This window comes from Pseudomonas sp. RV120224-01b (assembly GCF_003208145.1).
Classification (GTDB): Bacteria; Pseudomonadota; Gammaproteobacteria; order Pseudomonadales; family Pseudomonadaceae; genus Aquipseudomonas; species Aquipseudomonas monteilii.
The window spans coordinates 388,261-412,792 of sequence record NZ_QKMQ01000003.1 but is presented as its reverse complement, the minus strand read 5'-3'; the positions used below and the strand labels follow the sequence as shown (position 1 = coordinate 412,792).

Here is a 24,532-nt window from a genome sequence, read left to right as displayed (position 1 = left end):
GAGGCTCTTATGAAAGCTGCTGTTGTTGCGCCAGGCCGTCGCGTGGATGTGGTTGAGAAAACCCTGCGCCCCCTCGAACACGGTGAAGCGCTGCTGAAGATGCAATGCTGCGGTGTGTGCCACACCGACCTGCATGTGAAAAATGGCGACTTCGGTGACAAGACCGGCATCGTGCTGGGCCATGAAGGCATCGGCGTGGTCCAGGAAGTCGGGCCGGGCGTTACCTCGCTCAAGCCGGGCGACCGTGCCAGCGTGGCATGGTTTTATCAGGGGTGCGGGCATTGCGACTATTGCACCAGCGGCAACGAAACCCTGTGCCGCGAAGTGAAGAACTCCGGGTACACCGTGGACGGCGGCATGGCAGAAGCCTGCATCGTCAAAGCCGACTATTCGGTCAAAGTACCTGACGGCCTCGACTCCGCCGCTGCCAGCAGCGTTACCTGCGCCGGCGTAACCACCTACAAGGCGGTAAAAATCTCCAACATCCGCCCTGGCCAATGGATCGCCATCTACGGCCTCGGCGGGCTGGGCAACCTGGCGCTGCAATATGCCAAGAACGTGTTCAACGCCAAAGTGATCGCCATTGACGTCAACGAAGAGCAACTGCGCTTCGCCAGCGAAATGGGCGCCGACCTGGTGATCAACTCACGCACCGAAGACGCAGCGAAGGTCATCCAGGCCAAGACCGGGGGCGCCCATGCCGCTGTGGTGACGGCCGTTGCCAAAGGTGCATTCAACTCAGCTGTAGATGCGCTGCGCGCAGGCGGCCGCCTGGTTGCCGTCGGGCTTCCGTCAGAGTCCATGGACCTGAATATCCCCCGCCTGGTGCTGGACGGGATCGAAGTGGTTGGCTCGTTGGTCGGCACACGGCAAGACCTGCAAGAGGCCTTCCAGTTTGCCGCTGAAGGCAAAGTAGTGCCCAAGGTAACCCTGCGGCCGATCGAGGACATCAACCAGATCTTCGACGAGATGCTGGAAGGCAAGATCAAAGGCCGCATGGTGATCCAGTTCGAAGGTTGATAGCCTGAAGGCCGATCATTTCGAACGACCCAAAGCCCGTGGATGATCATTCACGGGCTTTTGCCCTTTTTCATAGTCAAGGAACAGACCATGAGCTTCGACTGGCACGCCGGGCCGATTACCCGCACCACGCCCCTGGACAAGCACTACCGCAACACGCAGAAGGTACGTCAGTTTCTGCTCGACGAGTGTGGCCAGGCATTCAAGTTCGACCGAGCCTTCATGGCGTGGATCAAGAGCGGTACGCCGTCCACTATGGGCGACGTCGCGGATGAATGGTTACGGATGCATCGCTGACTTTCATTGGCGGGTGCCTGCGCGCATGCCTGCGTTACAGCCGCTTTCTCCAACATCTTGTCCAACGCTTCAACCATGCTGGAATAATCCATTTCCTGACAACCTCGCTGGTGGAATGGGCTTGAGCTCAACTTTAGCTCGCGAACATTTCAATACGTGGTGAGGGAACCGGGGCGTCATTACCACCCTCCCTTCTGATGACCCGCGTATGGGTGGCGCGGTTCAAGATAAGTGCTCAAGATGCAGCATCGGGCCTGTACACAGGAGGAGATGGGCATGTCGATTCGAAGCTTGGCCAAGCATCTACCGCCAGATCCTTCCAGAGCGGGCTGGGTTCTGGGATGGGGCGTTCTGAGAGACAGGCATCCCTGGCATTTCGTCGATGTCTATGCCGATCAGAAGACGGCCGAAGCGGAGGCAAAGCGCCGAGGGGAAGGTTACGTCGTGGAGTTCGGCTCGCATCGCCTGGGGTCGCGTGATTTTGTCTGTGGCGTAACCTTGCCTGAAGGCTAGCGCCCAAGCGGAAACGATCAGATTTTCCAGCGCGCAAATAAAAACCCCGCAGACGTTAATCTGCGGGGTTTTCGAATGGTGGAGGCCGAGGTCGGAATCGAACCGGCGTAGACGGATTTGCAATCCGGAGCATAACCACTTTGCTACTCGGCCTCAAAGGTCGGATCTAGCTGCTTGCGCTTTGCTATCTCCTTGAAACGCTGAACCTTTTTCAAAGTTTGCTGCGTTTCGATGGGCGCCATTATGTCTTCATTCCTTTAACCTTGCAACCCCCTGAACGAAAAAAAATTTCAACGGGTTCAAGGTGTTAGCGCAGACGCCCGAGTTTACTCCACAAACCTACCACCGTGTTCTCCACCGTGCCGCTGGCCGCCATGCCGATGCGTTCCTGCAGGCTCTTGCGTTCGGCATAGTGCAGGTGGAACAGGTTGGCAGTGCGCGCACGCTCGCTGAGGTATTCGTCGCTGGTCTGCAGTTCGTCCACCAGCTTTCGGTTGAGGGCCGCAACCCCGAGCCAGACTTCGCCGGTGGCCACTTCATCAATGTGCAACTGTGGGCGGTAGCGTGCAACGAAGTCCTTGAACAGCTGGTGGGTGATGTCCAGGTCTTCCTGGAACTTCTCCCGGCCCTTCTCGGTGTTTTCGCCAAACACGGTGAGGGTACGTTTGTACTCGCCAGCCGTCAGCACTTCGAAGTCGATGTCATGCTTCTTCAACAGGCGGTTGACGTTGGGCAGCTGCGCCACCACGCCGATCGAACCCAGCACGGCGAACGGCGCACTGACAATCTTCTCGCCGATGCAGGCCATCATGTAACCACCGCTGGCGGCCACCTTGTCGATGCACACGGTCAGTGGGATGCCAGCCTGACGAATGCGCGCCAGCTGCGACGCTGCCAGGCCGTAGCTGTGCACCAGGCCACCGCCACTCTCCAGGCGCAGCACCACTTCGTCACGCGGGGTGGCGAGGGTCAGTAGCGCGGTGATTTCGTTACGCAGGCTTTCAGTGGCCGAGGCCTTGATGTCGCCATCGAAATCCAGCACGAAGACCCGGCCCTTTTCCTCGGCCTTGCCCTTCTTCTGCTGTTTTTCCACCTTGGCCTGCTGCTTGCGCAAGGCCTTGAGCTGGGCCTTGTCCAGCAGGCCAGACTCCAGGCGCTCGCGCAGGTCCTTGTAGAACTCGTTCAGGCGGGTGACCTGCAATTGCCCACCCGGTTTGCGCCGCCCCTTGCCGCGCAGCCCGGCGATGGCTGACAGCACCACCAGGATGGCGATGACCAGGGTGGCGGTTTTGGCGAGAAAGCTTGCGTATTCGGCAAGAAACTCCACGTTGACTCCTTAAATACCTGCGCCACGGCGGCGCGTAACTGTTGCAAGCATACCGTTGCACCCGAGGTGCTGCCAGCCGGTGCAAACGCTGGCAACATCTTTCAAACAACCTTTTCAAACGCTTGTATGTTTTTTCGTTGACAGCCCGTGTGCCGCATCCTAACCTCGCAACAACCTCCAACAGGCCGGAACCTTTCGTGGGCAACCTCTACCTGATCCGACATGGCCAAGCCTCCTTCGGTGCCGATGACTACGACGTCCTCTCCCCCGTGGGCGTGCGCCAGAGCCAGGCCCTGGGTGAGCACCTTGCCCAACTGGGTGTGCGGCTGGACCGTTGCGTGGCAGGCGACCTGCGCCGCCAGCAGGATACCGCGCACCTTGCCCTGGAGGCCTTGCAGGCCAACGGTTGCCCGGTGCCAGCGGTTGAGACCGACGCGGCGTTCAATGAGTTCGATGCCGACGGCGTCATCCGTGCCCTGTTGCCCGGGCTGCTGCCGCAAGAGCCAAACGCCCTGCACATCCTGCGCAATGCTGCGCAGCACCGCAGCGAGTTCCAGCGCCTGTTCGCCTTGATGGTACAGCGCTGGCACGACGGGGAGCATGCCGACGACGGCCTGGAAACCTGGCACGCTTTTACTGCCCGCGTACAGGGTGGGCTGCAACGCGTACTGGATACCGCCGACAGCGGCGACAATATCGCCATTTTTACCTCGGGCGGTACCATTGCCGCCCTGCTCCACCTGGTTACCCGTATCACCCCCAGCCAGGCGTTCGCGCTGAACTGGCAGATCATCAACACGTCGCTCAGCCAGCTGAAGTTCCGCGGCCGCGACGTGGCACTGGCTTCCTTCAACAGCCAAGCCCATGTGCAGCTGTTGAGGGCGCCGGAGTTTGTCACCTACCGATAAGCCCGGCTTTGTTGTGTCCCTGCGGGGACGTGTAAATCACTCTATAAGGAATGCGCCATGACCTCCGTAGCTGATGCCGTCAAAAAGATGCAAGAGAAGTTCAACCCATCCGCTGCCGCCGGCCTGGACCTGGTGTTCGGCTTCAACATCACCGACGAAGGCAAGCAGTACGCGCTGATCGTCAAAGACGGCACCTGCGACCTGCAGGAAGGCGAAAACCCGGATGCCAACTGCACCCTGGTAATGGACAGCGAAACCCTGAAGGGTATCGTCAGCGGCGAAACCGACGGCATGCAGGCCTTCATGGGCGGCAAGCTGCGCGTTGAAGGCGACATGATGCTGTCGATGAAACTCAGCGAGCTGTTCCCGTCCTGAGGGTTGGGGATACCGAATGACCGAAAACCGAAGCCCTCGCGGCTTCGGTTTTTTTTTGCCCGGCATTCGGTGCAGTGATCCACCGGCAACACCCGCACCTATATGGCACCTGGCACGCTTGTTCCAGCCTGGGCAGGCCATTAGATTAGCCAATAGTCCTTGCGATCGAGAATAAGGAAAACGCATGACGCTCACCGACCAGTCCACCCAGGTACGCCCCGGCGAAGAACTCGACGCGGCCGTCATCGACCCTTACCTCAAGGCCAATATCCCCGGCCTGGATGGCCTGCCCAGCATCAGCCAGTTCCCGGGTGGCGCCTCCAACCTCACCTACCTGGTCAGCTACCCGGGCCGCGACTTCGTGCTGCGCCGCCCACCGTTCGGGCAGAAAGCCAAGTCGGCCCACGACATGGGCCGCGAGTTCCGCATCCTCAACCAGCTGAACAGCGGCTTCCCCTACTGCCCCAAGGCCTATGTGCACTGCACCGACAGCAGCCTGATCGGCGGTGAGTTCTACGTGATGGAGCGGGTCAAGGGCATCATCCTGCGCTCGGATATCCCCGCCGAACTGAACCTGGACGCCAGCCGCACCGAGGCCCTGTGCAAAAGCTTCATCGACCGCCTGGTCGAGCTGCACCAAGTGGACTACAACGCCTGCGGCCTGGCCGACCTGGGCAAGCCGGAAGGTTATGTGCAGCGCCAGATCGAGGGCTGGACCAGCCGCTACGAAAAAGCCCTGACCCCGAATGCCCCGCGCTGGGAGCAGGTGACCGCCTGGCTGCACGACAAGATGCCCGCCGACCACCCGAAGCCCGGCATCGTGCACAACGATTACCGCTTCGACAACGTGATCCTCGACGCCGACAACCCCATGCGCATCATCGGGGTACTGGACTGGGAAATGGCCACCCTGGGTGACCCACTGATGGACCTGGGCAACAGCCTTGCCTACTGGATCGAGGCAGACGATCCGGCACCGGTGCAACTGATGCGCCGCCAGCCGAGCAATGCACCAGGCATGCTTACCCGTCGCCAGTTCGTCGATTACTACGCCGAGCGTGCGGGCATCCAGCTCGACAACTTCGATTACTACTATTGCTATGGCCTGTTCCGCCTGGCCGGCATCGTCCAGCAAATCTACTACCGCTACTACCACGGCCAGACCCAGGACAAGCGCTTCGCCCAGTTCATCCACATGAACCGTTTGCTGGAACAGATGACCTTGCAGGTCATTGCCAAGTCCAGCCTCTGAGCACCGACCACGACGACGGATAACAAGGAAAACAGCATGTCCAAGACCCACCTGTTCGACCTCGACGGCAAGATTGCTTTCGTTTCCGGTGCCAGCCGTGGCATTGGCGAGGCCATCGCCCACTTGCTGGCACAGCAAGGGGCCCATGTGATCGTTTCCAGCCGCAAGCTCGACGGTTGCCAGCAGGTGGCCGACGCCATCATCGCCGCCGGCGGCAAGGCCACGGCAGTAGCCTGCCACATCGGTGAACTGGAGCAGATCCAACAGGTGTTCGCCGGTATTCGCGACCAGTTCGGTCGCCTGGACGTGCTGGTCAACAACGCCGCCACCAACCCGCAGTTCTGCAACGTCCTGGACACCGACCCGAATGCCTTCCAGAAGACCGTGGACGTGAACATCCGCGGCTATTTCTTCATGTCGGTGGAAGCCGGCAAGCTGATGCGCGAGCACGGCGGCGGCAGCATCATCAACGTGGCATCCATCAACGGTGTGTCGCCCGGCCACTTCCAGGGGATCTATTCGGTAACCAAGGCGGCGGTCATCAACATGACCAAGGTCTTCGCCAAGGAGTGCGCCCAGTTTGGCATTCGCTGCAACGCCCTGTTGCCGGGCCTGACCGACACCAGGTTCGCCTCGGCACTGGTGAAAAACGACGCCATCCTGAACGCCGCACTGCAGCAGATCCCGCTCAAGCGTGTGGCCGACCCAAAGGAAATGGCAGGCGCAGTGTTGTACCTGGCCAGCGATGCGTCCAGCTACACCACCGGCACGGCACTCAATGTAGACGGCGGCTACCTGTCCTGATCAAGCCTTGATTGCCACCAAGGTGTAGCTCAAGGGCAGCCGTGCGGGCTGCTCGCGCAAGCGATACTCACCGTCGCTGCCCTTGACCATCTGCCCCGGCAGCGCCTCCCAGGGGATGCTCTGGTGCTCGACCAGTGCCGTCAGTTGCAGCCCATGCGCCAGCAAGGCAGTCACCACTTCGCCCAGGCCGTGGTTCCATTCATGGGTTTCGGTGTGGGCAAGGCGCTGGTCGGTTTCGACGTAGGTCTGGTCGTTGTGCCACACCGTCGGCGCTTCGTGCTCGAAATACGGGTATTCGAGCTGCAGGCGGTCCTGATGGTCTTCGTTGACCGCCATCAGCATCGGGTGCCCATCGCGCAGGAATAGCCGCCCGCCTGGTTTCAACAGTGCTGCCACCGTACGCGCCCACGGCTCGATGCTGGGCAACCAGCACAGTGCGCCGATACCGGTATAAACCAGGTCGAACGTGCCTGCCGGAAGCACCTTGTCGGCAGCATAGACGTCGGACTCGACATAATCGATCGGCACCGCACAACGCTCGGCCAGTGCACGCGCCTCGGCCAACGAGGCTGCGGAATAGTCCAGGCCGCAGACCTTGGCCCCAAGGCGCGCCAGCGAGAGGGTGTCGGTACCGATGTGGCACTGCAGGTGAACAGCGTTCAGCCCATTGATATCGCCTAGCAATGGCAGGTCGAAGCGGACGGTTTCGGAAAGGTGCCCGGGGCGCTGGACCAGAAGCTCGACTTCGTAGTCCTTGGAGGCAGCATGTAGCGGAGCGCGTTCGTCCCAGCTGGCACGGTTGAGTTGCAGTGAGCGATCCATGGTGTCGTCCTTGAGTGGTAACGGCCCATGCTAGCCGTCACCACGCGTCTTGTGACACAACTGCCTTGCTAAAAATTGTAAAGCCCCGCTCGCGCCGCTGGGGCTGCTCTGCAGCCCATCGCCGGCAAGCCAGCTCCCACAGGGTTCGCACAATGCTGAAGGTTTGCGCAACACCTGTGGGAGCCGGCTTGCCGGCGATGAGGCCAGAACAGGCCACTCCAAGCTTACAAACAGGTAGCCGCTGCCGCCCGGCGCTGCAATGCCACGCCGTCATTTTTCTGTGCGTAATAGTCAACCCGCGCCCCACCCGCCTGCGGGTAAACATCCACGAACGCTTCGGCTTCGCGGGTATACACGGTGAACCCGCCCTGCTTGCGCGGCTCCAAATAGCCACTGGCATCGTCGCCGAACACCTTCTCTTCCTGCCAGCTGAACTGAATGCACTGGGCCACCAGCTCTGGCGTCTTGTGCGAATCGAGCTGCGCCGTCGGCTTGCCGCCGCGGGCCGTCTCCATGGTCGCAGAAGCACAACCGACCAGCATCAGTGCTGCGGCCATCGGCAGAATCGCACGCATGTTCCATCCTCAGGGTAAAAAAGAACGCGACTCTAGCACTGGCCGGCATCACGCGTGAATGCTTGTTCGCACTCAACCCGCTTCGGCCATTGCCGCCATATGCACCGTATTGCGCCCGGCGGCCTTGGCCTGGTAAAGCGCTGCGTCAGCCTGGGCCAACAGGCTGGCGGTGCTGTCTTTGAGCCCAGGCACGCCGCACCACAAGCCAACGCTGAAGCGCAGTTCGATCTGGTCACCGGCAAAACTCGCCGGGTTGCGCGCAATGGCCTCACGCAGCCCTTGCAGCGCAGCCATCGCCCCGCTGCGGTCAGCGCCCGGCAGCAGCAACAGGAACTCCTCACCACCATAACGGCCCAGGCAGTCACCTTGGCGCAGCCGCTGTTGCAACTGGCGCACGCAATGGCACAGCACCTCGTCACCTGCCAGGTGCCCATACAGGTCGTTGATGCGTTTGAAATGGTCGATGTCGATCATCGCGACAGCGAGGCTGCCCTGCTGCTGGCGAGCCTGGTCCAGTTCCACGGCAAAGCGCTCAAGGATCGCCCTGCGGTTCAGCGTGCCGGTCAGCACATCGTGCAGGGCCAGGTGCTGCAAGCGGGATTCGCTGCGCTCCTTGGCCATCAACACCAGCCCGATCGAATACATCATCACCGTGGCTGTGCCAATCGCCACGGAAATGCTCTGCTTGAGGTTGCTGGTGTCATAGCGCAACTCCACCGCCGTGCCATTGGCCACCGCCACCACACGCATGCCCAGGCCGACCAGGCTGATCAACGCACCGATCTGCAGCAGCAAGTGGGCCTTGCCCGGCCGCTCGGCATAGCGTCGCGCCCAGTACAGAATCATCGAACACTGCAGCATCAGCACCAGCGTTGCCAGCAGCATACGTGGCTCCACCGTATCGAGCAGCAGCATCAACCCCACCAGCATGCACGCCGGGATAATGAAGATACTGCGCCAAGGCACCACCTGCTGACGCACCCGGAACAGGCTGGCCGTATAGAACGCCAGGGCCAGCGACAACAGGCTGTTGCCCAGGCCATAGCTGAGCCACAGCGGGGCCTGGGCATAGACGGTGTAGCAGACATAGGCCAGGGCATGCACCAGCAACCCGCACCCCGTGAGTAAAAGGTTGTCACGGCGGTTACTGCGCCCGACCAGCAACAGGCAGAAGGCCAGAATGGTTGCAACCAAGGCAACGGCGGCGAACAACGTGGGGGTATGGGCGATCATCATGATTCACTGTGTGGCAAATTGCCGTCTTGCCTGCGGCTTACCCCACAGTCTAGAGGGGCATTACCGGCTCGACCATGACCGAATGGGACAGAACAGCAGCCCACAAGCACGCCGCTCATCACTGGCGCGACAAATTTTTGCCTGCCAGGGAAACCAAATGGATCATTCCCAGTCTCAGCAAGTGCCCTGTAAACCATTGCGGATCAAGGACCTATATCGTGATGACCCGCCTTGCAAGCCTTTCGCTGGTTGCTGTTGTCCTGCTGACCGCAGGCTGCCATAGCCATCGCTACCATGACGACGACGATGGCTGGCGTGACCGCGACCGTGACCATCGGCACCACCATCGCCATGACCGCGACGATGATGACGATGACAATCGCCAGTATCGCGGTGACCGCTACTACCGCTGAAGCGTCTTTGCACCCCTGACCCGCCGCCCGTTGCGCGGCACCTTAACCTGATGATTCCTTTGAGGTTCGTATCATGCGTCTGACTCTGCCTTCCCTTGCCCTCGGCCTGCTGCTGTGCCAGGGCGCTTTCGCCGGTGACGGTACTGCCGCCATTGGCGGTGGCCTGGGTGGTGCCCTGGGTAACGTTGTCGGTCAATCGATCGGTGGCAAGACCGGGGCGGCCATCGGCGCGGGCCTCGGCGGCGCAGCCGGCAGTGCGGTAGGTGCACGCAAGGGCAACCGTACCGAAGCCGCCATCGGCGGTGGCCTGGGCTCGGCCGGCGGCTCGCTGCTGGGCGGCGCGGTGGGCGGCAAGACCGGCTCTACCGTCGGTGCCGGCCTGGGCGGCGCGGCCGGTGGTGCCATCGGCAACCACCTGGGCGACAATAACGGCAGCAAAAAGCACCGCCGTCACCGTCACTGATCCGGTGACCCCAGGGGCCGCAATGCGGCCCCTTTTGTTTGGCAAACCCTGCAGCACATCAACACCCCCTTCATCACAAGCTGGCACACTGGCTGCTACTGTCTATCGTGCCCCTGTGTGAAGGAACACCCCCTCCCCATGAACCAAGAGCTGCTCTGGGTCCTCGGCCTGCTGGCCATCGTCATCCTCCTGTTCGTCATCAACCGCCCGCGCATGGACGTGGTCGCACTGCTGGTGATTCTCGCCCTGCCGCTACTGGGCATCCTCACCGTCGAGCAGGCCCTGGCCGGCTTCAGCGACCCCAACGTGGTGCTGATCGCCGCCCTGTTCGTGATTGGCGAAGGCCTGGTGCGTACCGGCATTGCCTACCGCATCGGCGAATGGATGAGCGAGCGGGCCGGCAACAGCGAGGCACGCCTGCTGGTGCTGCTGATGGTGGCGGTGGCCGGGCTGGGCTCGATCATGAGCTCCACCGGCGTGGTGGCCATCTTCATCCCGGTGGTGCTCAGTATTGCCGCACGCCTGAAACTCTCGCCCAGCCGCCTGATGATGCCGCTGGCGTTCGCCGGCCTGATCAGCGGCATGCTCAGCCTGGTGGCCACACCGCCCAACGTGGTGGTGCACAGCGAGCTGGTGCGCAATGGCGAAGCCGGTTTCAGCTTCTTCAGCTTTACCCCGTTTGGCCTGGTGGTGCTGGTGCTGGGCATCGGCTACATGCTGCTGACCCGCCACTGGCTCAACGGCGAAGTGCGCAAGGACGGCCGCGTGGAAACCCGCCGGACACTGCTGGACCTGGTGCTGGACTACAAGCTCAACGGCCGCGAACGGCGCCTGCGCATCCGCCCCCACTCGCCGCTGATCGGCCACACCCTCGGCGAACTGGAACTGCGTACCCGGCACGGCGCCAACGTGATCGGCATCGAACGCCAGCACAAGTTCACCACGCGGGTGATGGCTGCCGACTCCAGCACCGTGCTGCACCAGGGCGACGTGCTGCTGCTCGACCTGTTCGCCAACCGCGACGACCTGCGCAGCCTGTGCCAGACCATGCAACTGGAGCCACTTCACTTCAAGGCCGCCTATTTCATCGACCAGTCCCAGGAACTGGGCATGGCCGAGGTCTCCCTACCACCGGGGTCGCAGCTGATTGGCAAGAGCATTCTCGAACTGGCCTTCCGTACCCGCTTCGACCTCAACGTGGTCGGCCTGCGCCGCGAGCAGGCAGCGATCGAAGACCAACTGGTGGAAGAAAAGCTGCGCCTTGGCGACACGCTGCTGGTGGTCGGCCCGTGGAAGGCCGTACGCCAGCTGCAAAGCAAGCCCAGGGACTTCCTGGTGCTGAGCCTGCCTGCCGAAATCGACCAGGTGGCCCCCGCCCGCACCCGCGCGCCGCAAGCGCTGCTGAGCCTGGCGGTGATGGTCGGGCTGATGGTCAGCGGTGCCGTGCCCAATGTCATGGCCGCGCTGATCGGCTGCCTGCTGATGGGCGCCGGCCGTTGCATCGACATGAACAGCGCTTATCGGGCCATTCATTGGCAAAGCCTGGTGCTGATCGTCGGCATGCTGCCCTTTGCCCAGGCGCTGCAGAAAACCGGCGGCATCGACCTGGCGGTGAGCGGGCTGGTCAGCGTGCTGGGGGGGGCCGGCCCCAGTGCCATTCTCGCCTGCCTGTTTGCCGTCACCGCGGTGATTGGCCTGTTCATTTCCAATACGGCCACTGCGGTGCTGATGGCGCCGGTGGCTGTCAGTACCGCAGCACAGCTGGGGATGTCGCCCTACCCGTTCGCCATGACCGTGGCGTTGGCTGCATCGGCGGCGTTCATGACGCCGGTGTCATCGCCGGTCAATACGCTGGTGCTGGGCCCGGGGCAGTACCGTTTCGCCGACTTCGTCAAAATCGGCGTACCATTCACCCTGCTGGTGATGCTGGTGACCGTGTTGATGGTGCCGTGGTTCTTCGGGCTGTGACGACACAATCGAGGAATGAAGGCAATTTGGCATTATCTCGACCGATCGCGGCAGATTGACATCAACTGCCCTGACGAAACACACTGCGGGTCATTGCCCCAGGTGCTTCAAGGCGTTGTCCTGGATTTCGTTTCCGCTTGCCGGTCGAGCCCATGGTTTTTGCTGCCCAATCGCGCTTGTTGCCTTACGTCGTTCTGCTCTGCCTGACCTTTGCCCTCACCCTGGGCGGCATCCTGGCACGCCCGATCGAATCGCTGTCGCTGTTCTGGCCGGTGAATGCCGTATTGGCCGGTGTACTGCTGCGCTACCCTCGCCAGGCCACGCTTACCGGCTTTGGCCTCGTGTGGCTGGCCATGGTCGGTGCCGACCTGCTGTGCGGCAGCGCCTGGGCCCCGGCCCTGTGGTTCAACCTGTGCAACCTGGGCGTGGTGGTAACCCTCTGGCAATTGCTGTCGCGCTTGCCGCGCCTGCACCGACGCATGCGTACCCCGCACGGCGTACTCAGCGTATTTGCCGCCTGCGCCGCTGGCGCCATGGTGGCGGCCAGCATGGCGGCGGCGATGGCCGCACCCTGGTTCCAACAATCGTTGCGCGCCACTTGGCTGGCCTGGTTCAGCGAACAGTTCTCGACCAGCGTGCTGGTGCTGCCGGTGCTGCTGACTGCGCCCTCGGTGCGGGCCTTGGTGCGCGGTGGTGCCCAGGCCATCCGCCTGGCACCGCTGCTGGTGCTGCTGGCCTCGCTGGCGTTCAGCATTGCCTTTGGCGGCCCCGGGGCCATTGCCTTCCCGATTGCCGCCTTGCTGTGGTGTGCCTGGACCTACTCGCCCTTCATGGTTTCGCTGCTGGCACTCACCGCCGGCAGCACCTTGATTGTGGCGGTGGCGCAAAACCTCATGCACTTTAGCGTGCCGCAAAGCGAGCCAGGGGTGACCACGCTGATGTCGGCGCGCCTGGGCATCGCCATGCTGGTGCTTGGCCCGCTGGTGGTGGCCTGCGTCAGCCAGGCCAACCGCAGCCTGATGGCCCGCCTGGCGCACCAGGCGACCATCGACCACCTTACCGGCGTGCTCACCCGCAGTGCCTTTACCCGCCGTGCCAACGCGTTGCTGGACAGCCGCCAACAGCATGCCCAGGCGCTGCCGCTGACCCTGATGATGCTGGACATCGACCATTTCAAGTCGATCAACGATGCCCACGGCCACGCGGTCGGTGACCAGGTGCTGCGCCAGTTCGCCAGCACCTTGCAAGACCAGTTGCACAACGATGAACTGCTCGCGCGCCTGGGTGGCGAGGAGTTCGTCGTCATTCTCCCGGGCCTTGCGCCAGAACGGGCCAAGTTCACCGCCGAACGCCTGCGCCGCGCCGTACAGGACCTGCATGTGGTGCAGGCCGACCAGCGCCTGCAAATTACCGTCAGTATCGGCCTGGCCGGCTGCGACGCCGACCGCCCGGCCCCCAGCCTGGACGCGCTGCTGGCAAGCGCCGACCAGGCGCTGTACCGGGCCAAGGCCCATGGCCGCAATCGCGTCGAGCAGGCCGAGGCGCAGCGCCAGGTGATCTGAGTCAACCGGCCAGCAAGTCCCACGACAGCTTGGCGATCAGCACGCACAACAGCACCAGGAACAACCCGCGGACAAAGCCGGCGCCCTTGCGCACTGCCAGCCAGGTACCGGTCAGCGCGCCCAGGATGTTGCACACCGCCATGGGCAGGGCGATGGCATACAACACGTTGCCCGTCGGCACGAAGAACACCAGTGCCGCCAGGTTGGTGGCGATGTTCACCACCTTGGCCGACGCCGAGGCGTGCAGGAAGTCCAGGGCAAAGAAGCGGATGAACAGGAAGATCAGGAAGCTACCGGTGCCCGGGCCGAACAGGCCGTCGTAAAAGCCGATCGCACCGCCGATCAGCACCGCCAGGCACTGCTCCTTGCGGCCGATTTGCGCAGGCTTGTGCAGGGTGCCGAAGTCTTTCTTGCAGAAGGTGTAGATGGCCATCAGCACGATCAGCACCAGCACCGCCGGGCGCATCACGCTGGGCGGCACCAGCGACACCGTGGCGGCACCGGCGAACGACATGACAAAGGCGCTGAGTGCAGCGGGAACGATCAGCCCCCAGTCCAGCGTCACCTTGCGGATAAACGACCGCGCCGCGAAGGCCGTGCCGCACACCGACGCCAGCTTGTTGCTGCCGAGCAATGCCGCTGGCTGTGCGGTGGGCAGCACATTGAACAAGGCCGGGATCTGGATCAGCCCACCGCCCCCCACGGCGGCATCGATCAGCCCAGCGGCAAAAGCGAACACGGAAAGTACAGCGATATCCATCATGATGCAGGCCCAGAGGCAGAGAAGACGCCTGCAAGGCTAATCAAAGTACCGTGCTTGTGTTGAAATGCCATATTGCGAAAACTGCAACAAGGAGCAGGCGATGGCATTGGACATGCTGCGGGAAATCCAGGCGTTCGTCAGCGTGGCACACAAGCGCAGCTTCGTCGCCGCTGCCCGCGCATTGGGGCGTTCTCCCAGCGCAGTTACCCGAGCTGTGCAAACCCTGGAAGACAACGCCGGAAGCAAGCTGCTCAACCGCAACGCCAACGCCGTGACCTTGACCGAAGCCGGCGAGCGACTGTTGCCGCACGCCGAACGCTTGCTGGATGTGCAACGCGATGCAGCCGACGAACTGGCCGCGCTCAGCGGCAGTGCCCAGGGCTGGATCCGCTTTGCCGTGCCGCAGTTGCTGGGGGAGCATGTGTTGCCGCAGGTGCTTGCCGAGTTTTCTCGCTGCCACCCGCAAGTGACCCTGGACGTGCAGTACAGCGACGAAGCCCTCGACCCACTGCAAGGCAAATTCGATTTCGTGGTGCGCGGCGCCTTCCCCCAATCAAGCGAGCTGATCGGCTACCCGCTTTGGCCCTATCAGCGCCACCTGTATGCCAGCCCCGCCTACCTGGGCCAGGCCGGCACACCGCAACACCCGGAAGACCTGGAGGGGCATACGCTGATCCTGCATACCGCGCCACGCATCCTCAAGGCCTGGCATTTCTGCCGCGAGGGCCAGATCACCAGCCTGCGCCCCAGGCCCAGGCTGCGCCTGGGTTCGGGTGATGCGGTGTACCACAGCACCCTGGCCGGTGCCGGTATCGCCCGCCTGGCCGCCTGGGTTGGCGAAGCGCAGGTCAAAACCGGGCGTCTGGTGCGGGTGTGCCCGCAGTACCGCCTGACCTCCAGCAGCGGCCAGGACCCGCAGATGCATGCGCTTTACCCTGCCGGCGAGCTGCCGGCACGGGTACGTGACTTGCTGGCGGCCCTGCGCCGAGCCGGCATGGCCCAATGAAACAGCCACTGAAACGGCTGTTCAATTTCTGCTCAATTTAACAGAGCCCGCCGTGGGCTTGGCTTACAGCACTTTATCCACAGACCTACCCACGTTTTTTGTGGACAGATTTCCCAGCGCAAAGAATGACTTATCCCATGCGCGGGTAAACGTTGAACCTCAGCTTGGCGGAATCGTGCCAAGAAGACCAATCAGAATGGTCAGTAGCAGAAAACCACCCAGGAATAGCGCCAGCTTGCCCATTGGAACCTCTACAGTTGTGATGCGGGAATGGGCATATTCTCGGCCTTGGGCTGATACGGTTACAGATTCAGCTTTATGGAAAAAAAGCGGATCAGATGGAAACCTGCTGAAGCTTTTCTGCAGGCAGCCAGCCCAGTTCGCCATTGCCATGGCGACGGCACCAGACCCACCCGTTGAGCGGGCGCAGCATCTGCACCCGTTGCCCGGGGTCGGCATCGAGCTCATGCGCTGAGTAATTGTCCAGTGCCCTGCCCTGGCACACGCTGATCCGCTCGATCAACTGGGCCGGTACCCAGCCAGGCTCCTGACCACTGCAGGTGCACAGGTACCAGTCCTGCCAGCCTGGCTCGCCTTCGTAGCGTGGCCCGATGTTCAGCAACGTGCCCTTGGCGAAGCGAATGGGCCGCGGGTATTCACTGCGATGGGGTTCAATGACAACGTAATGCATGGGCCTCTCCTTGGCCGGGTAAACCTTCGATTGGAGCAGCAGCGGAAAAACCACCGCTGCACCGCGTTTGTATCGTTATGTGTACCCATTGAGACCTGATACACAAATACGTTTCCAACGGGTCAACCGGACATATCGGCGATACAGCCGTCAACTTTACTGGCACACATCAACCCGCCCCACTGGCTCATGCCAAGGAGATGCCCGATGCCTGCCCGCCACTCGACCCACACCCTGTCACGCCGCTTCAACCATGCCCTGCTGGCCTGCACCGTGCTGCCGCTCGGGCTGATGGCGGCGGCCATGGCCACCGCCGCACCCGTACAGCCACAGCCAGCAAGCGCAGTGGCAGACAGGTTAGGCCCGCTGAAACACATCAACGCAGGCGTGCTCGATGTGGCTTACGTGGAGCAAGGCCCCGCCGATGGCCCGGTGGTGATCCTGCTGCACGGCTGGCCCTACGACATTCACAGCTTCGAGGAAGTTGCACCTGCCCTGGCGGCAAAAGGTTACCGGGTGTTGGTGCCCTACGTGCGCGGCTACGGCCAAACCCGCTTCCTGTCCGCGGCAACCCCACGCAATGCCCAACCCACCGCCCTGGCCAGCGATGTCGTCGCGTTCATGGACGCGCTGCATATCCAGCGTGCAGTACTCGCCGGTTTCGACTGGGGTGCGCGCACTGCCGATATTGTCTCCGCGCTGTGGCCAGAGCGGGTGAAGGCCCTGGTGTCGGTCAGCGGCTACCTGATCAGCAGCCAGGAAGCCGCCAAGGCCCCGCTGCCACCCAGCGCGGAACTTCAGTGGTGGTACCAGTACTACTTCGCCACCCCGCGCGGCCAGGCGGGCTACGAGCAGAACCGCCATGCCTTCGCCAAACTGATCTGGCAAACCGCCTCGCCCAAGTGGGCTTTCGATGACGCCACGTTCGAGCGCAGCGCCCAGGCCCTGGATAACCCCGATCAAGTGGCGATTACCGTGCACAACTACCGCTGGCGGCTGGGGCTGGCCCAAGGCGAAACCCGCTATGACCCGCTGGAAGCCAAGCTGGCCAGCTTCCCCGGCATCACTGTACCGACCATTGCCCTGGAGGGCGATGCCAACGGCGCCCCGCACCCGCCTGCAGAAGCGTATGCAAAGCGCTTTACCGGCAAGTACGAGTACCGGCTGATCAGCGGTGGCATTGGCCACAACCTGCCGCAGGAAGCGCCAAAAGCGTTTGCCCAGGCGGTCGTGGATGCGGACCACTTGTAACGCGCAAGCAATTGCTACACGAAGTTGCGAAGGGCACGGCAAGCCATTTTCAGGAAATTGCCGAGAGCCAGTAGGGACGAAGCCCCGTTGTGGCCAGGTATCACGCGGGGTTCAGCCAAGATTGAATGAAACGATTTGAAATGCAGCTTGTAGGATCTTTTACCACGCAACGTAGGAGTATTCGCCTCGAAGGGATTTCCCTGTATGAAAGATCAGTTTCTGCAGCAAAATCGAGCTGCTACGGTCCGGTTTTCCTACAACGGCACGGAAGCCCACAGCGTGAGAAAAGCATGGACCCGTACAATGCCTCGGCCCTGAAGCTGCAGAAGAATTTGCTGAACCTGCGCCTTGAGCGCGATCGCCTGAGAAGGGAGGGTAAGCACAACGAAGCGGACGCGTTGGCTGAACCGATCGCCAGGATAGAGGCGGCTATCCAGCAGTTACCGGATAGTTTGAAGCCCGTGACCTTGCAGTGACCGGTATCCTTTCTGGCCCCACAGGATTACGCTGAAGCTGAAACCAGCGCAAAACCTGTGGGAGCGGGCACGCCCGCGAACACCGGCGCAGCCGGTGCCATCCACCGCGTCGCCTGCTTCGCGGGCATGCCCGCTCCCACAGAGACCGCGCAAGATTTAGAGTATCTGTGCCCTCAGAACAGTTTGACCGTGTAACTCAGGATCAGCCGGTTCTCATCAATGTCCGTCCGGTAATTGGAACGCGCCATTACGTTACGCACCCGCACCCCCAACCCGGCCAACGGCCCGCTTTGCACCACATAGGCCAGGTCCAGATCACGTTCCCGATCTCGCCCTTCAAAGCCCAGCCCGGTGTCCACATCCCGCCCTTTCACATAGCGCAAGGTCGACGTCAGGCCCGGAATGCCCAAGGCGACAAAGTTATAGTCGTGCCGCACCTGCCACGACCGCTCCCCCGGCGCCGAAAACTCGTAGGTCGGCAGCGTGTTGCCCATCGGGTTGGTGTTGGCGCCCACCTGGATAAAGCCGTCATCACCGCCAATCTGCTGGTACCCCACGTAGAAGGTATGCCCGCCGGTCTTGGCCGAGAACAGGCTGAACAGTGCGTGATTGTCGTAATCGCCGGCAATCTTGCGCCCATCCTCGCGGGCATCGAAGTAGCCGGCATTCACCCCCAGCGTCCAGTCACCCAACGGCTCGGCATGCTTGAAGCTGTAGAAGCGCTGCTGGTAGATGTCTTCCAGCTGCGCCTGCCATACGCCCACACTGGTGCGGTTGTCGTTGAAGGCATAGTCGGCCCCCACGTAGTTGAAACGGTCGCTGGTAAAACGTGCCAGCCGCGCCGGGTTGATCGGGTCGTTGACCAGCGCGTACATCTTCTGGCTGTTGGACGAGTCACGCAGGCTGGTGGAGCGGAACTGCCCGGCATTCAGGGTCAGCCCGGCAAACTCGCGGGACTCCAGCATCGCCCCCTGGTAAGTCGGAGGCAGCAGGCGCAGGTCGCTGAACAGCAGCACGGGCAGGTTGGGCATCAACTCACCCACCTTCAGTTCTGTCTGCGACACCTTGAACTTGATCGCCGCCCCCAGGCGGCTGTATTCGTCCGCCGACTTGCCGCTGTCCAGACTGGGCAGCAACCCGGACTTGGCATGCGCCGGGCTGCTGTCGAGCTTGAAGCCAAGCAGGCCGGTAACATCGACACCGACGCCCAGCGTGCCCTGGGTATAGCCGGAGCTGGCATTGAGGATGAACCCCTGCGCCCATTCCTGGGTACGCGATTGGGTGCTCGCCCCCTTGATGTCGGCGTAGTCACGGCTGAAAAAGTAATTGCGCGCCTGCAGCGTGGCGCGGGCGCCGTCGATGAAACCGGCCTCTTCAGCCGAAGCCTCGGCACACAGCGCGGCGGCAATACAACCGCCGGCCAGGCGCGCAGACGAAGAAAAACGCGGTGCAGTGGAACCTTGCATGGGGCTACTCCTGAATTCTGGCAACAGCCACCCGGCGCGGCGGCCATGAACGGCCGCCGACGTGCGGGTTGCTTTTAGAGAGGGTTGGCAGGCGGGCACACGGCCCGCCTGTCCTGCCGTTGCGTGGAGGGCTGGGCCGCTAGCGGTTGACCAGCTTCGCCGGCAAGGCAATCACCAGGAAGCAGCTGAGAATCAGGCAGCCGGCAAACACCCACAGTGCCGCGTGAGAAGTACCAGTCAGGTCAGTGACCAGGCCCATCAGCGAGTTGCTGACCAGGCCGGCGATATTGGCCACCGAACAAGCCAGGGCGAAGCCGGTAGCCGCGGCCGTGCCCTTGAGGAAGGTGGCCGGCAGGCTGAAGAACACCGGCACCGCGCCAATGATGGCCGCCGAGGCGATGGCGAACAGCACCACGGTCATCACCAGGTTCTGGCTGAACAAGGTGCTGCTGGCCATGGCAATCGCACCGATGATGAACGGCACGATGATGTGCCAACGGCGCTCACGGTGGCGGTCGGAGCTGGCCCCGATCATCAGCATGCCGGCCAGCGCGGCCAGGCTCGGGATGGCGGTGAGCAAGCCAATGTGGAAGGTGTCGCTGACGCCCGCATCACGGATGAAGGTCGGCATCCAGAAGCCCATGGCATAGGCGCTGAGCAGAATCGAGAAGTCGATACCCCCCAGCATCCACACCTTCAGGTTGAAGAAACCGTCGCGGAAGCTGTGCTTGCTGTCTTTGCCCTCGGCATCGTCGGCGGCCAGGTCTGCTGCCAGTTGGGCCTTGTCGTCAGCCGACAGCCACTTGGCCTGCTGGAAGTGGTTGGGCAGTGCCCAGAACGTGAGGATGCCAAGCAGCACGCTGGGGATCGCCTCCAGCAGGAACAGCCACTGCCAGCCATGCAGGCCGTGCACCTGGTCGAAATGCCCCATGATCCAGCCAGAAATCGGCCCGCCGATCACGCTGGACAACGGCAAGCCGATCATGAACAGGGCAATGATGCGCCCACGCCGATAGGTGGGGTACCACATGGTCAGGTAGTACAACACGCCCGGCAGGAAGCCAGCCTCGGCAGCCCCGAGCAGAAACCGCAGGATGTAGAACTGGGTGGTGGTGCTGACGAACATGGTGCAGGCCGACAGCAAGCCCCAGGTGATCATGATGCGGGCGATCCACAGCTTGGCGCCAACGCGCTGCAGGATCAGGTTGCTCGGCACTTCGAAAATGATGTAGCCGACGAAGAACAGACCGGCACCCAGGCCGTAGGCTGCGGTGCTGAACTGCAGGTCTTCGAGCATTTGCAGCTTGGCGAAACCGACGTTGATGCGGTCGAGGTACGCGGCGAGGTAGCAGAAGCACAGGAAGGGTATTAGCCTCCAGGTGATCTTGCTGTACAGCGCTTTGGTGCCATGGTCGATGTCACTGTGGACCGTGGTTGCATTCGCAATTGGCATTTCCTGTCTCCTGGCGGGCGACTTTGTGGTTGTTTTAAGGCCAGCAGTTTTCGACGCGCCGGGCACCCCGCGCACTATACGCGGCGCGCCCCGGCAACGCCTGAAGACCCCGAGTGCTCCTGCGGGGCGACCGCCCGGACAGCAGGCGGTCATGGACGGGCTTCCGGCACCGTTCCTTGATTGTTATTGGGTAAAGGCCGCCCGGCGTTCAGCCGGCCAGGTGCCGCAGGTGTTGCATGGCGTCCTGCCGGGTGACGACATCCCCATACTTGCTGTCGATGTCGAACAGGTTGGCTTCATGCGGGTCGTTGTGGCGGTCACCCACACACTCACGCACCACGATGGTTCGAAAGCCGTGCTGCATGGCGTCCACCGCACTGGCACGGATGCAGCCGCTGGTGGAGCAGCCGGCCAGCACCACTGTGTCCACGCCTTGAGCATGCAGCAGCGGGGCCAGGCTGGTGCCGAAGAAGGCACTGGCGTACTGCTTGCTCAACACCACCTCCCCCGCCTGCGGTGCGACGGCCTCGCAAAACGCGGCCAGCGGGTTGCCTTCGACCATATCCTTCATCACCGGTGCCTTGCGCACCCACACACCGCCGTCGACAAAATGCGGCGGCTGGTAGCGGATGTTGGTGTGCACCACCAGGGTACCGCAGTCACGGGCCAGCGCCAGCAGGCCGGCAGCCTGCTCGACCGCCGCGACAACACCCGGGGCATACAGCGGCGCGCCAGGCGTGGTGTAACCCTGCATGAAGTCGATCATCAACAGGGCTGGCTTGCGGCCGAAGCCGATGCGCTGGCCCCACACACCCTGATAGTTGTCACGGGCGCTTTGTGTGTCGCTCATGTCAGCCTCCCGGTTTCAGTAAGCGCCCGACAGCAAGGCACCGGCGCCCGGCACGATCGGCTCCAGGTCCAGCGCCTTGAGCATGGCGTAGGTGGTGGCGATGGCCGCGGTAACCACTGGCTTGCCGGTTTGCGCCTCGACCTTGGCCACGGCTGGCAGCGACTGCATCTGCACGCAGGCCGAGAGCACCACCACATCCACGCCTTCCAGGTTCATGCCGGCGACGATGCCTGGCAGGTTGGCCGGGTCGTGTCGGGCCACGGCGAGGTTGTCGGGGATTTCCAGCGCGCGCCAGTCCTGCACTTCAAAGCCTTCCTCGCGGATGTAGTTCACCACCAGTTCGGTCAGCGGCTTCATGTACGGGGCGACGATGGCAATGCGCTTGGCCTTCATCACATGCAAGGCCTCTACCAGCGCACCGGCACTGGTGATGACCGGTGCCAACGCATCATTGTCGGCAGTGGCCTGTTGCAGGCGCTTTTCCGATTGGCGGTGGTAGCCCAGGCCCATGGCCATGATCGCCACCAGGCAGGCGTAGCCCAGCACATCGACCTTGGCGTCGGACAGCTCCACGGCGCAGCGGTCAGACTCGGCGTCCATCGCGGCCAGCTCTTCCTTCTTTACCTGCTTCATGCGCATGCGGCTGGAATGGAAGGTGAAGCGCTCGGGGCGGATGGCCTGGCGTGCATTGAGCATCGCCGGGATCTCGGTTTCCATGGTGGTGTTGGAACTCGGCACGATCTGGCCGATGCGGTATAGCTGGGTCATGTCTCGTGCTCCGTCAGACGAGGGGTTGGTCGAGGAAGTCGCCAAAGGCGGCGAAGAAGCCTTCAAGGTCATCCCAAGGGATCATGTGGCCGGCGTTGTCTACCTGTACCACCTGGATATCCGGCTTCAGCTCGCGGATTTCGGCTATGTCGCGGGGCTCGATCACCCCGCCGCGCCCCGCCACCATCAGCAGCGCCGGCTGGCGCACGGCAGGCAGGTCCTGGTGGATATCCACCTCGTGGAAGTCATCGAAGGCGCGCACGATTGCCGGCTCGTAACAGGTGTGCAGCCACTCGGCGCGCAGGGCCAGTTGCTCGTCGCTCCAGGTGGCACAGAAGGCGCGCATGTCGTCGCCGCTCATGCCAACCGTGGCCTGGCGGATGGAATCGACATACCACGGCAACTTGCTCGGGTAGGCGCGGCGCCCCGGCCCGGATACCGGCGGGTCGACCAGCACCAGCCGCTGCAACCCCGGCGCCCCTTGGGCAGCTGCACGAATGGCAAAGCGCGCGCCCATCGAGTGCCCGACCAGGTGATAGCTGCCCAGGCCCAGCGCAGCAGCAAACGCGGGGATGTCTGCGGCACAGGCGTCCGTGCCGTAATCCAGCCCTGGCCCGCTCTCAGACAGGCCGCGCCCGCGTACATCCAGCACATAGGTATCGAAGTACTGGCCAAGGCGCTCGGCCACGAAGCCCCAGGTAACCGCCGGGCTGGTGATGCCCGGCACCAGGATCAACGCAGGGCCCTTGCCGCCGTAGCGCAGGTAATGCTGGCGGATGCCATTGGCGCTGACGTTGCCGCCGGCGACGAAGGTACTCATGCCGCCTCCCCGCTTTTAAGCGGCTGCCCGTAGAGGTCGTAGCCGTAGACCCAGGCCGGGTCTTCCTGGGTGTAGAGCCAGGTGTTGGCGTTGGATACCGACTGCACCTGCGATGCCCGCTCCTTGCGGTTGGCTTCGTACAGGGCGAACGCGGTGCGGTGGTCGGACAGCCCGGTCTCTTGCAGGCAGCGGGTCAGCATGGCCGCATCCTCGATGGCCATGCAGGCACCCTGGGCCATGTGTGGTTTCATCGGGTGGCAGGCGTCACCCAGCATGACCAGGCGGCCACGGCTCCACAGCGGCAACGGATTGCGGTTGCGCAGCGGCCACTTGGTGATCGATTCGGTCGCGTCGATCAGCTTCTGCACGGTGGGGTGGTAACCCTCGAAGGCGGCGCGCATTTCCTCCTGGCTGCTGTCCACATAAGCGCCCTGGAAGTCCCAGGCTTCATGCGGTACACCGGTGACGAAGTAGTACTCGTCACGCTTGCCGGTGGTGTAGTAGACCATCATGTGGCGGTCTTCGGACCACCACTTCACGCAGGGCTCGAACACATCGGCATGCTGCGCCAGGTTCACCCCGCGGATCAGTGCCCGGTGCGCGACCCAACCGCTGTAGTTCGGCGCTTCAGCGCCCAGCAGTTCTTCGCGGATCTTCGAATGGATGCCGTCGGCACCGATGACGATGTCGGCCACGGTGTGCGTGCCGTCGGCGAAGTCCAGGCGCACCTGGTCGCCTTCGTCGACAATCTTTTGCAGGCGCTTGCCGAAGTGCACGGTGCCCGGCTTGATCGCGTCGATCTGCAGCGCGTGCAGGTCGCCACGGTGAATGGTGATGTAGGCGGCGCCGTACTCGCGACGGGCATATTCGCCCAGCGGAATGCGCGACAGGTAATCACCGGTATTGCCGTCGCGGCTGAACCAGAAGTCCGGGTGCGAGCCCATCAGCTCCAGCTTCTGCTCCAGCCCCATGCGGCGGAAGATTTTCATCACGTTAGGGCCGATATGAATGCCCGCGCCAAGGCGGGTGAACTCCGGCGCCTGCTCGAACACCTCGACATCGAACCCGGCCTGTTGCAGCAACGTGGCGGCGGCTGCCCCACCCAGACCCGCACCGACGATTGCGATTTTCTGCCTACCCCGCATGGGTATTTCTCCTCTTGTTCTGATGTGTGGCCGGCGGCTCGACCGCCTGACGATTTAGAGCGTATACGCTGTAATTGAATTTTGAAAAGAGGGGCAGGCAAATATTTTTCAAACAACTGATCGAAAAGCATGACCAGCGAATTGTTACCGTAATTACTGGACAAATGTGTGGATAGGTAACGTTTTACAGATAACTTGCGCTTGTCGGCGGGATGCGCTTTCATCTGCAAAAGTAGGGTGTACACACTATTAATTTGCACCGAGTTGAAGCGCCAGGCACCGCCTTGGTGCAGCACCTCTCCCCCATC

The 24,532-nt window shown here is 62.6% G+C and carries 26 protein-coding genes and 1 tRNA gene; 14 read left to right on the top strand and 13 right to left on the bottom strand.

The window, feature by feature from the left end:
* The first annotated feature begins 9 nt into the window (after positions 1-9).
* The 3 genes from adhP (at position 10) to N436_RS28685 (ending at position 1,830) form a co-directional block, all read left to right on the top strand.
* Positions 10-1,020 carry an alcohol dehydrogenase AdhP gene (gene adhP, locus N436_RS07935; protein WP_105946670.1) on the top strand — a complete coding sequence of 337 codons (1,011 nt, stop codon included), beginning with the start codon at positions 10-12 and terminating at the stop codon, positions 1,018-1,020.
* 90 nt (positions 1,021-1,110) lie between these two features.
* On the top strand, positions 1,111-1,317 hold the full coding sequence (locus N436_RS07930; RefSeq protein ID WP_105946792.1) for a DUF6434 domain-containing protein: 207 nt from the start codon (positions 1,111-1,113) through the stop codon (positions 1,315-1,317).
* Positions 1,318-1,593: 276 nt separating this feature from the next.
* Positions 1,594-1,830 carry a hypothetical protein gene (locus N436_RS28685; protein ID WP_081717231.1) on the top strand — a complete coding sequence of 79 codons (237 nt, stop codon included), beginning with the start codon at positions 1,594-1,596 and terminating at the stop codon, positions 1,828-1,830.
* A 79-nt stretch (positions 1,831-1,909) separates the two neighbouring features.
* Here N436_RS28685 and N436_RS07920 read toward each other — a convergent pair.
* Positions 1,910-1,983: transfer RNA gene (locus tag N436_RS07920), tRNA-Cys, on the bottom strand.
* 154 nt (positions 1,984-2,137) lie between these two features.
* Positions 2,138-3,157 (bottom strand): protease SohB, encoded by a 1,020-nt coding sequence (sohB, locus tag N436_RS07915; RefSeq protein ID WP_110740750.1) that lies wholly within the window; start codon positions 3,155-3,157, stop codon positions 2,138-2,140.
* 197 nt (positions 3,158-3,354) lie between these two features.
* On the opposite strand from sohB, the gene N436_RS07910 reads away from it, so the two are divergent.
* The 4 genes from N436_RS07910 (at position 3,355) to N436_RS07895 (ending at position 6,496) form a co-directional block, all read left to right on the top strand.
* Positions 3,355-4,065, top strand: a complete 711-nt coding sequence (locus tag N436_RS07910) for a histidine phosphatase family protein (protein WP_110740749.1) — start codon at positions 3,355-3,357, stop codon at positions 4,063-4,065.
* 57 nt (positions 4,066-4,122) lie between these two features.
* Entirely contained in the window at positions 4,123-4,440 is a 318-nt protein-coding gene (locus N436_RS07905) for an SCP2 sterol-binding domain-containing protein (protein ID WP_016487959.1), read from the top strand.
* 184 nt (positions 4,441-4,624) lie between these two features.
* The gene (locus N436_RS07900) at positions 4,625-5,692 is read left to right on the top strand and encodes a phosphotransferase family protein (protein WP_110740748.1); all 1,068 of its coding nucleotides are present in this window, start codon (positions 4,625-4,627) and stop codon (positions 5,690-5,692) included.
* A 36-nt stretch (positions 5,693-5,728) separates the two neighbouring features.
* On the top strand, positions 5,729-6,496 hold the full coding sequence (locus N436_RS07895) for an SDR family oxidoreductase (RefSeq protein WP_110740747.1): 768 nt from the start codon (positions 5,729-5,731) through the stop codon (positions 6,494-6,496).
* Here N436_RS07895 and N436_RS07890 read toward each other — a convergent pair whose 3' ends face one another.
* The 3 genes from N436_RS07890 to N436_RS07880 form a co-directional block, all read right to left on the bottom strand.
* A complete protein-coding gene (locus N436_RS07890; RefSeq protein ID WP_110740746.1) occupies positions 6,497-7,318 on the bottom strand; it encodes a bifunctional 2-polyprenyl-6-hydroxyphenol methylase/3-demethylubiquinol 3-O-methyltransferase UbiG in 822 nt (273 codons plus the stop codon). It abuts the gene before it with no gap.
* Positions 7,319-7,542: 224 nt separating this feature from the next.
* Positions 7,543-7,893, bottom strand: a complete 351-nt coding sequence (locus N436_RS07885) for a hypothetical protein (RefSeq protein WP_110740745.1) — start codon at positions 7,891-7,893, stop codon at positions 7,543-7,545.
* 72 nt (positions 7,894-7,965) lie between these two features.
* The gene (locus tag N436_RS07880; protein ID WP_105946791.1) at positions 7,966-9,126 is read right to left on the bottom strand and encodes a GGDEF domain-containing protein; all 1,161 of its coding nucleotides are present in this window, start codon (positions 9,124-9,126) and stop codon (positions 7,966-7,968) included.
* A 224-nt stretch (positions 9,127-9,350) separates the two neighbouring features.
* On the opposite strand from N436_RS07880, the gene N436_RS07875 reads away from it, so the two are divergent.
* From N436_RS07875 to N436_RS07860, 4 genes are all read left to right on the top strand, one after another.
* Positions 9,351-9,542 (top strand): hypothetical protein, encoded by a 192-nt coding sequence (locus N436_RS07875; protein ID WP_016711445.1) that lies wholly within the window; start codon positions 9,351-9,353, stop codon positions 9,540-9,542.
* Positions 9,543-9,615: 73 nt separating this feature from the next.
* Entirely contained in the window at positions 9,616-10,005 is a 390-nt protein-coding gene (locus N436_RS07870; RefSeq protein WP_025753699.1) for a glycine zipper domain-containing protein, read from the top strand.
* A gap of 138 nt (positions 10,006-10,143) precedes the next feature.
* Positions 10,144-11,973: an SLC13 family permease gene (locus tag N436_RS07865; protein WP_110740744.1), complete on the top strand. Its 1,830-nt coding sequence runs from the start codon at positions 10,144-10,146 to the stop codon at positions 11,971-11,973.
* Between the two features lie 137 nt (positions 11,974-12,110).
* Positions 12,111-13,535 (top strand): GGDEF domain-containing protein, encoded by a 1,425-nt coding sequence (locus N436_RS07860; RefSeq protein WP_105946662.1) that lies wholly within the window; start codon positions 12,111-12,113, stop codon positions 13,533-13,535.
* Position 13,536: 1 nt separating this feature from the next.
* Here N436_RS07860 and N436_RS07855 read toward each other — a convergent pair whose 3' ends face one another.
* Positions 13,537-14,298: a TSUP family transporter gene (locus N436_RS07855; RefSeq protein WP_016711449.1), complete on the bottom strand. Its 762-nt coding sequence runs from the start codon at positions 14,296-14,298 to the stop codon at positions 13,537-13,539.
* Between the two features lie 100 nt (positions 14,299-14,398).
* Here N436_RS07855 and N436_RS07850 point away from each other — a divergent pair, with 100 nt between their 5' ends.
* Positions 14,399-15,304 carry a LysR family transcriptional regulator gene (locus N436_RS07850; RefSeq protein WP_105946661.1) on the top strand — a complete coding sequence of 302 codons (906 nt, stop codon included), beginning with the start codon at positions 14,399-14,401 and terminating at the stop codon, positions 15,302-15,304.
* A gap of 334 nt (positions 15,305-15,638) precedes the next feature.
* Here N436_RS07850 and N436_RS07840 read toward each other — a convergent pair whose 3' ends face one another.
* A complete protein-coding gene (locus tag N436_RS07840; RefSeq protein WP_019096764.1) occupies positions 15,639-15,995 on the bottom strand; it encodes an SH3 domain-containing protein in 357 nt (118 codons plus the stop codon).
* A gap of 207 nt (positions 15,996-16,202) precedes the next feature.
* Here N436_RS07840 and N436_RS07835 point away from each other — a divergent pair, with 207 nt between their 5' ends.
* Together N436_RS07835 and N436_RS07830 are read left to right on the top strand one after the other, a co-directional pair.
* On the top strand, positions 16,203-17,246 hold the full coding sequence (locus N436_RS07835) for an alpha/beta fold hydrolase (protein WP_110740743.1): 1,044 nt from the start codon (positions 16,203-16,205) through the stop codon (positions 17,244-17,246).
* Positions 17,247-17,536: 290 nt separating this feature from the next.
* A complete protein-coding gene (locus N436_RS07830; protein ID WP_110740742.1) occupies positions 17,537-17,722 on the top strand; it encodes a hypothetical protein in 186 nt (61 codons plus the stop codon).
* Positions 17,723-17,895: 173 nt separating this feature from the next.
* Here the strand turns inward: N436_RS07830 and N436_RS07820 are convergent, their stop codons facing one another.
* From N436_RS07820 to nicC, 6 genes are all read right to left on the bottom strand, one after another.
* Entirely contained in the window at positions 17,896-19,188 is a 1,293-nt protein-coding gene (locus N436_RS07820; RefSeq protein WP_110740740.1) for an OprD family porin, read from the bottom strand.
* Positions 19,189-19,327: 139 nt separating this feature from the next.
* Positions 19,328-20,641 (bottom strand): MFS transporter, encoded by a 1,314-nt coding sequence (locus tag N436_RS07815; protein WP_105946656.1) that lies wholly within the window; start codon positions 20,639-20,641, stop codon positions 19,328-19,330.
* 208 nt (positions 20,642-20,849) lie between these two features.
* On the bottom strand, positions 20,850-21,491 hold the full coding sequence (locus N436_RS07810; RefSeq protein WP_105946655.1) for an N-carbamoylsarcosine amidohydrolase: 642 nt from the start codon (positions 21,489-21,491) through the stop codon (positions 20,850-20,852).
* Positions 21,492-21,506: 15 nt separating this feature from the next.
* Complete coding sequence (locus tag N436_RS07805; RefSeq protein WP_086977785.1) at positions 21,507-22,259, bottom strand: Asp/Glu racemase; 753 nt, start codon at positions 22,257-22,259, stop codon at positions 21,507-21,509.
* A gap of 13 nt (positions 22,260-22,272) precedes the next feature.
* Positions 22,273-23,079, bottom strand: a complete 807-nt coding sequence (gene nicD, locus N436_RS07800; RefSeq protein ID WP_110740739.1) for an N-formylmaleamate deformylase — start codon at positions 23,077-23,079, stop codon at positions 22,273-22,275.
* Entirely contained in the window at positions 23,076-24,224 is a 1,149-nt protein-coding gene (nicC, locus tag N436_RS07795; protein WP_019096757.1) for a 6-hydroxynicotinate 3-monooxygenase, read from the bottom strand. The genes nicD and nicC overlap by 4 nt, the downstream gene beginning before the upstream one ends.
* Positions 24,225-24,532 lie beyond the last annotated feature (308 nt).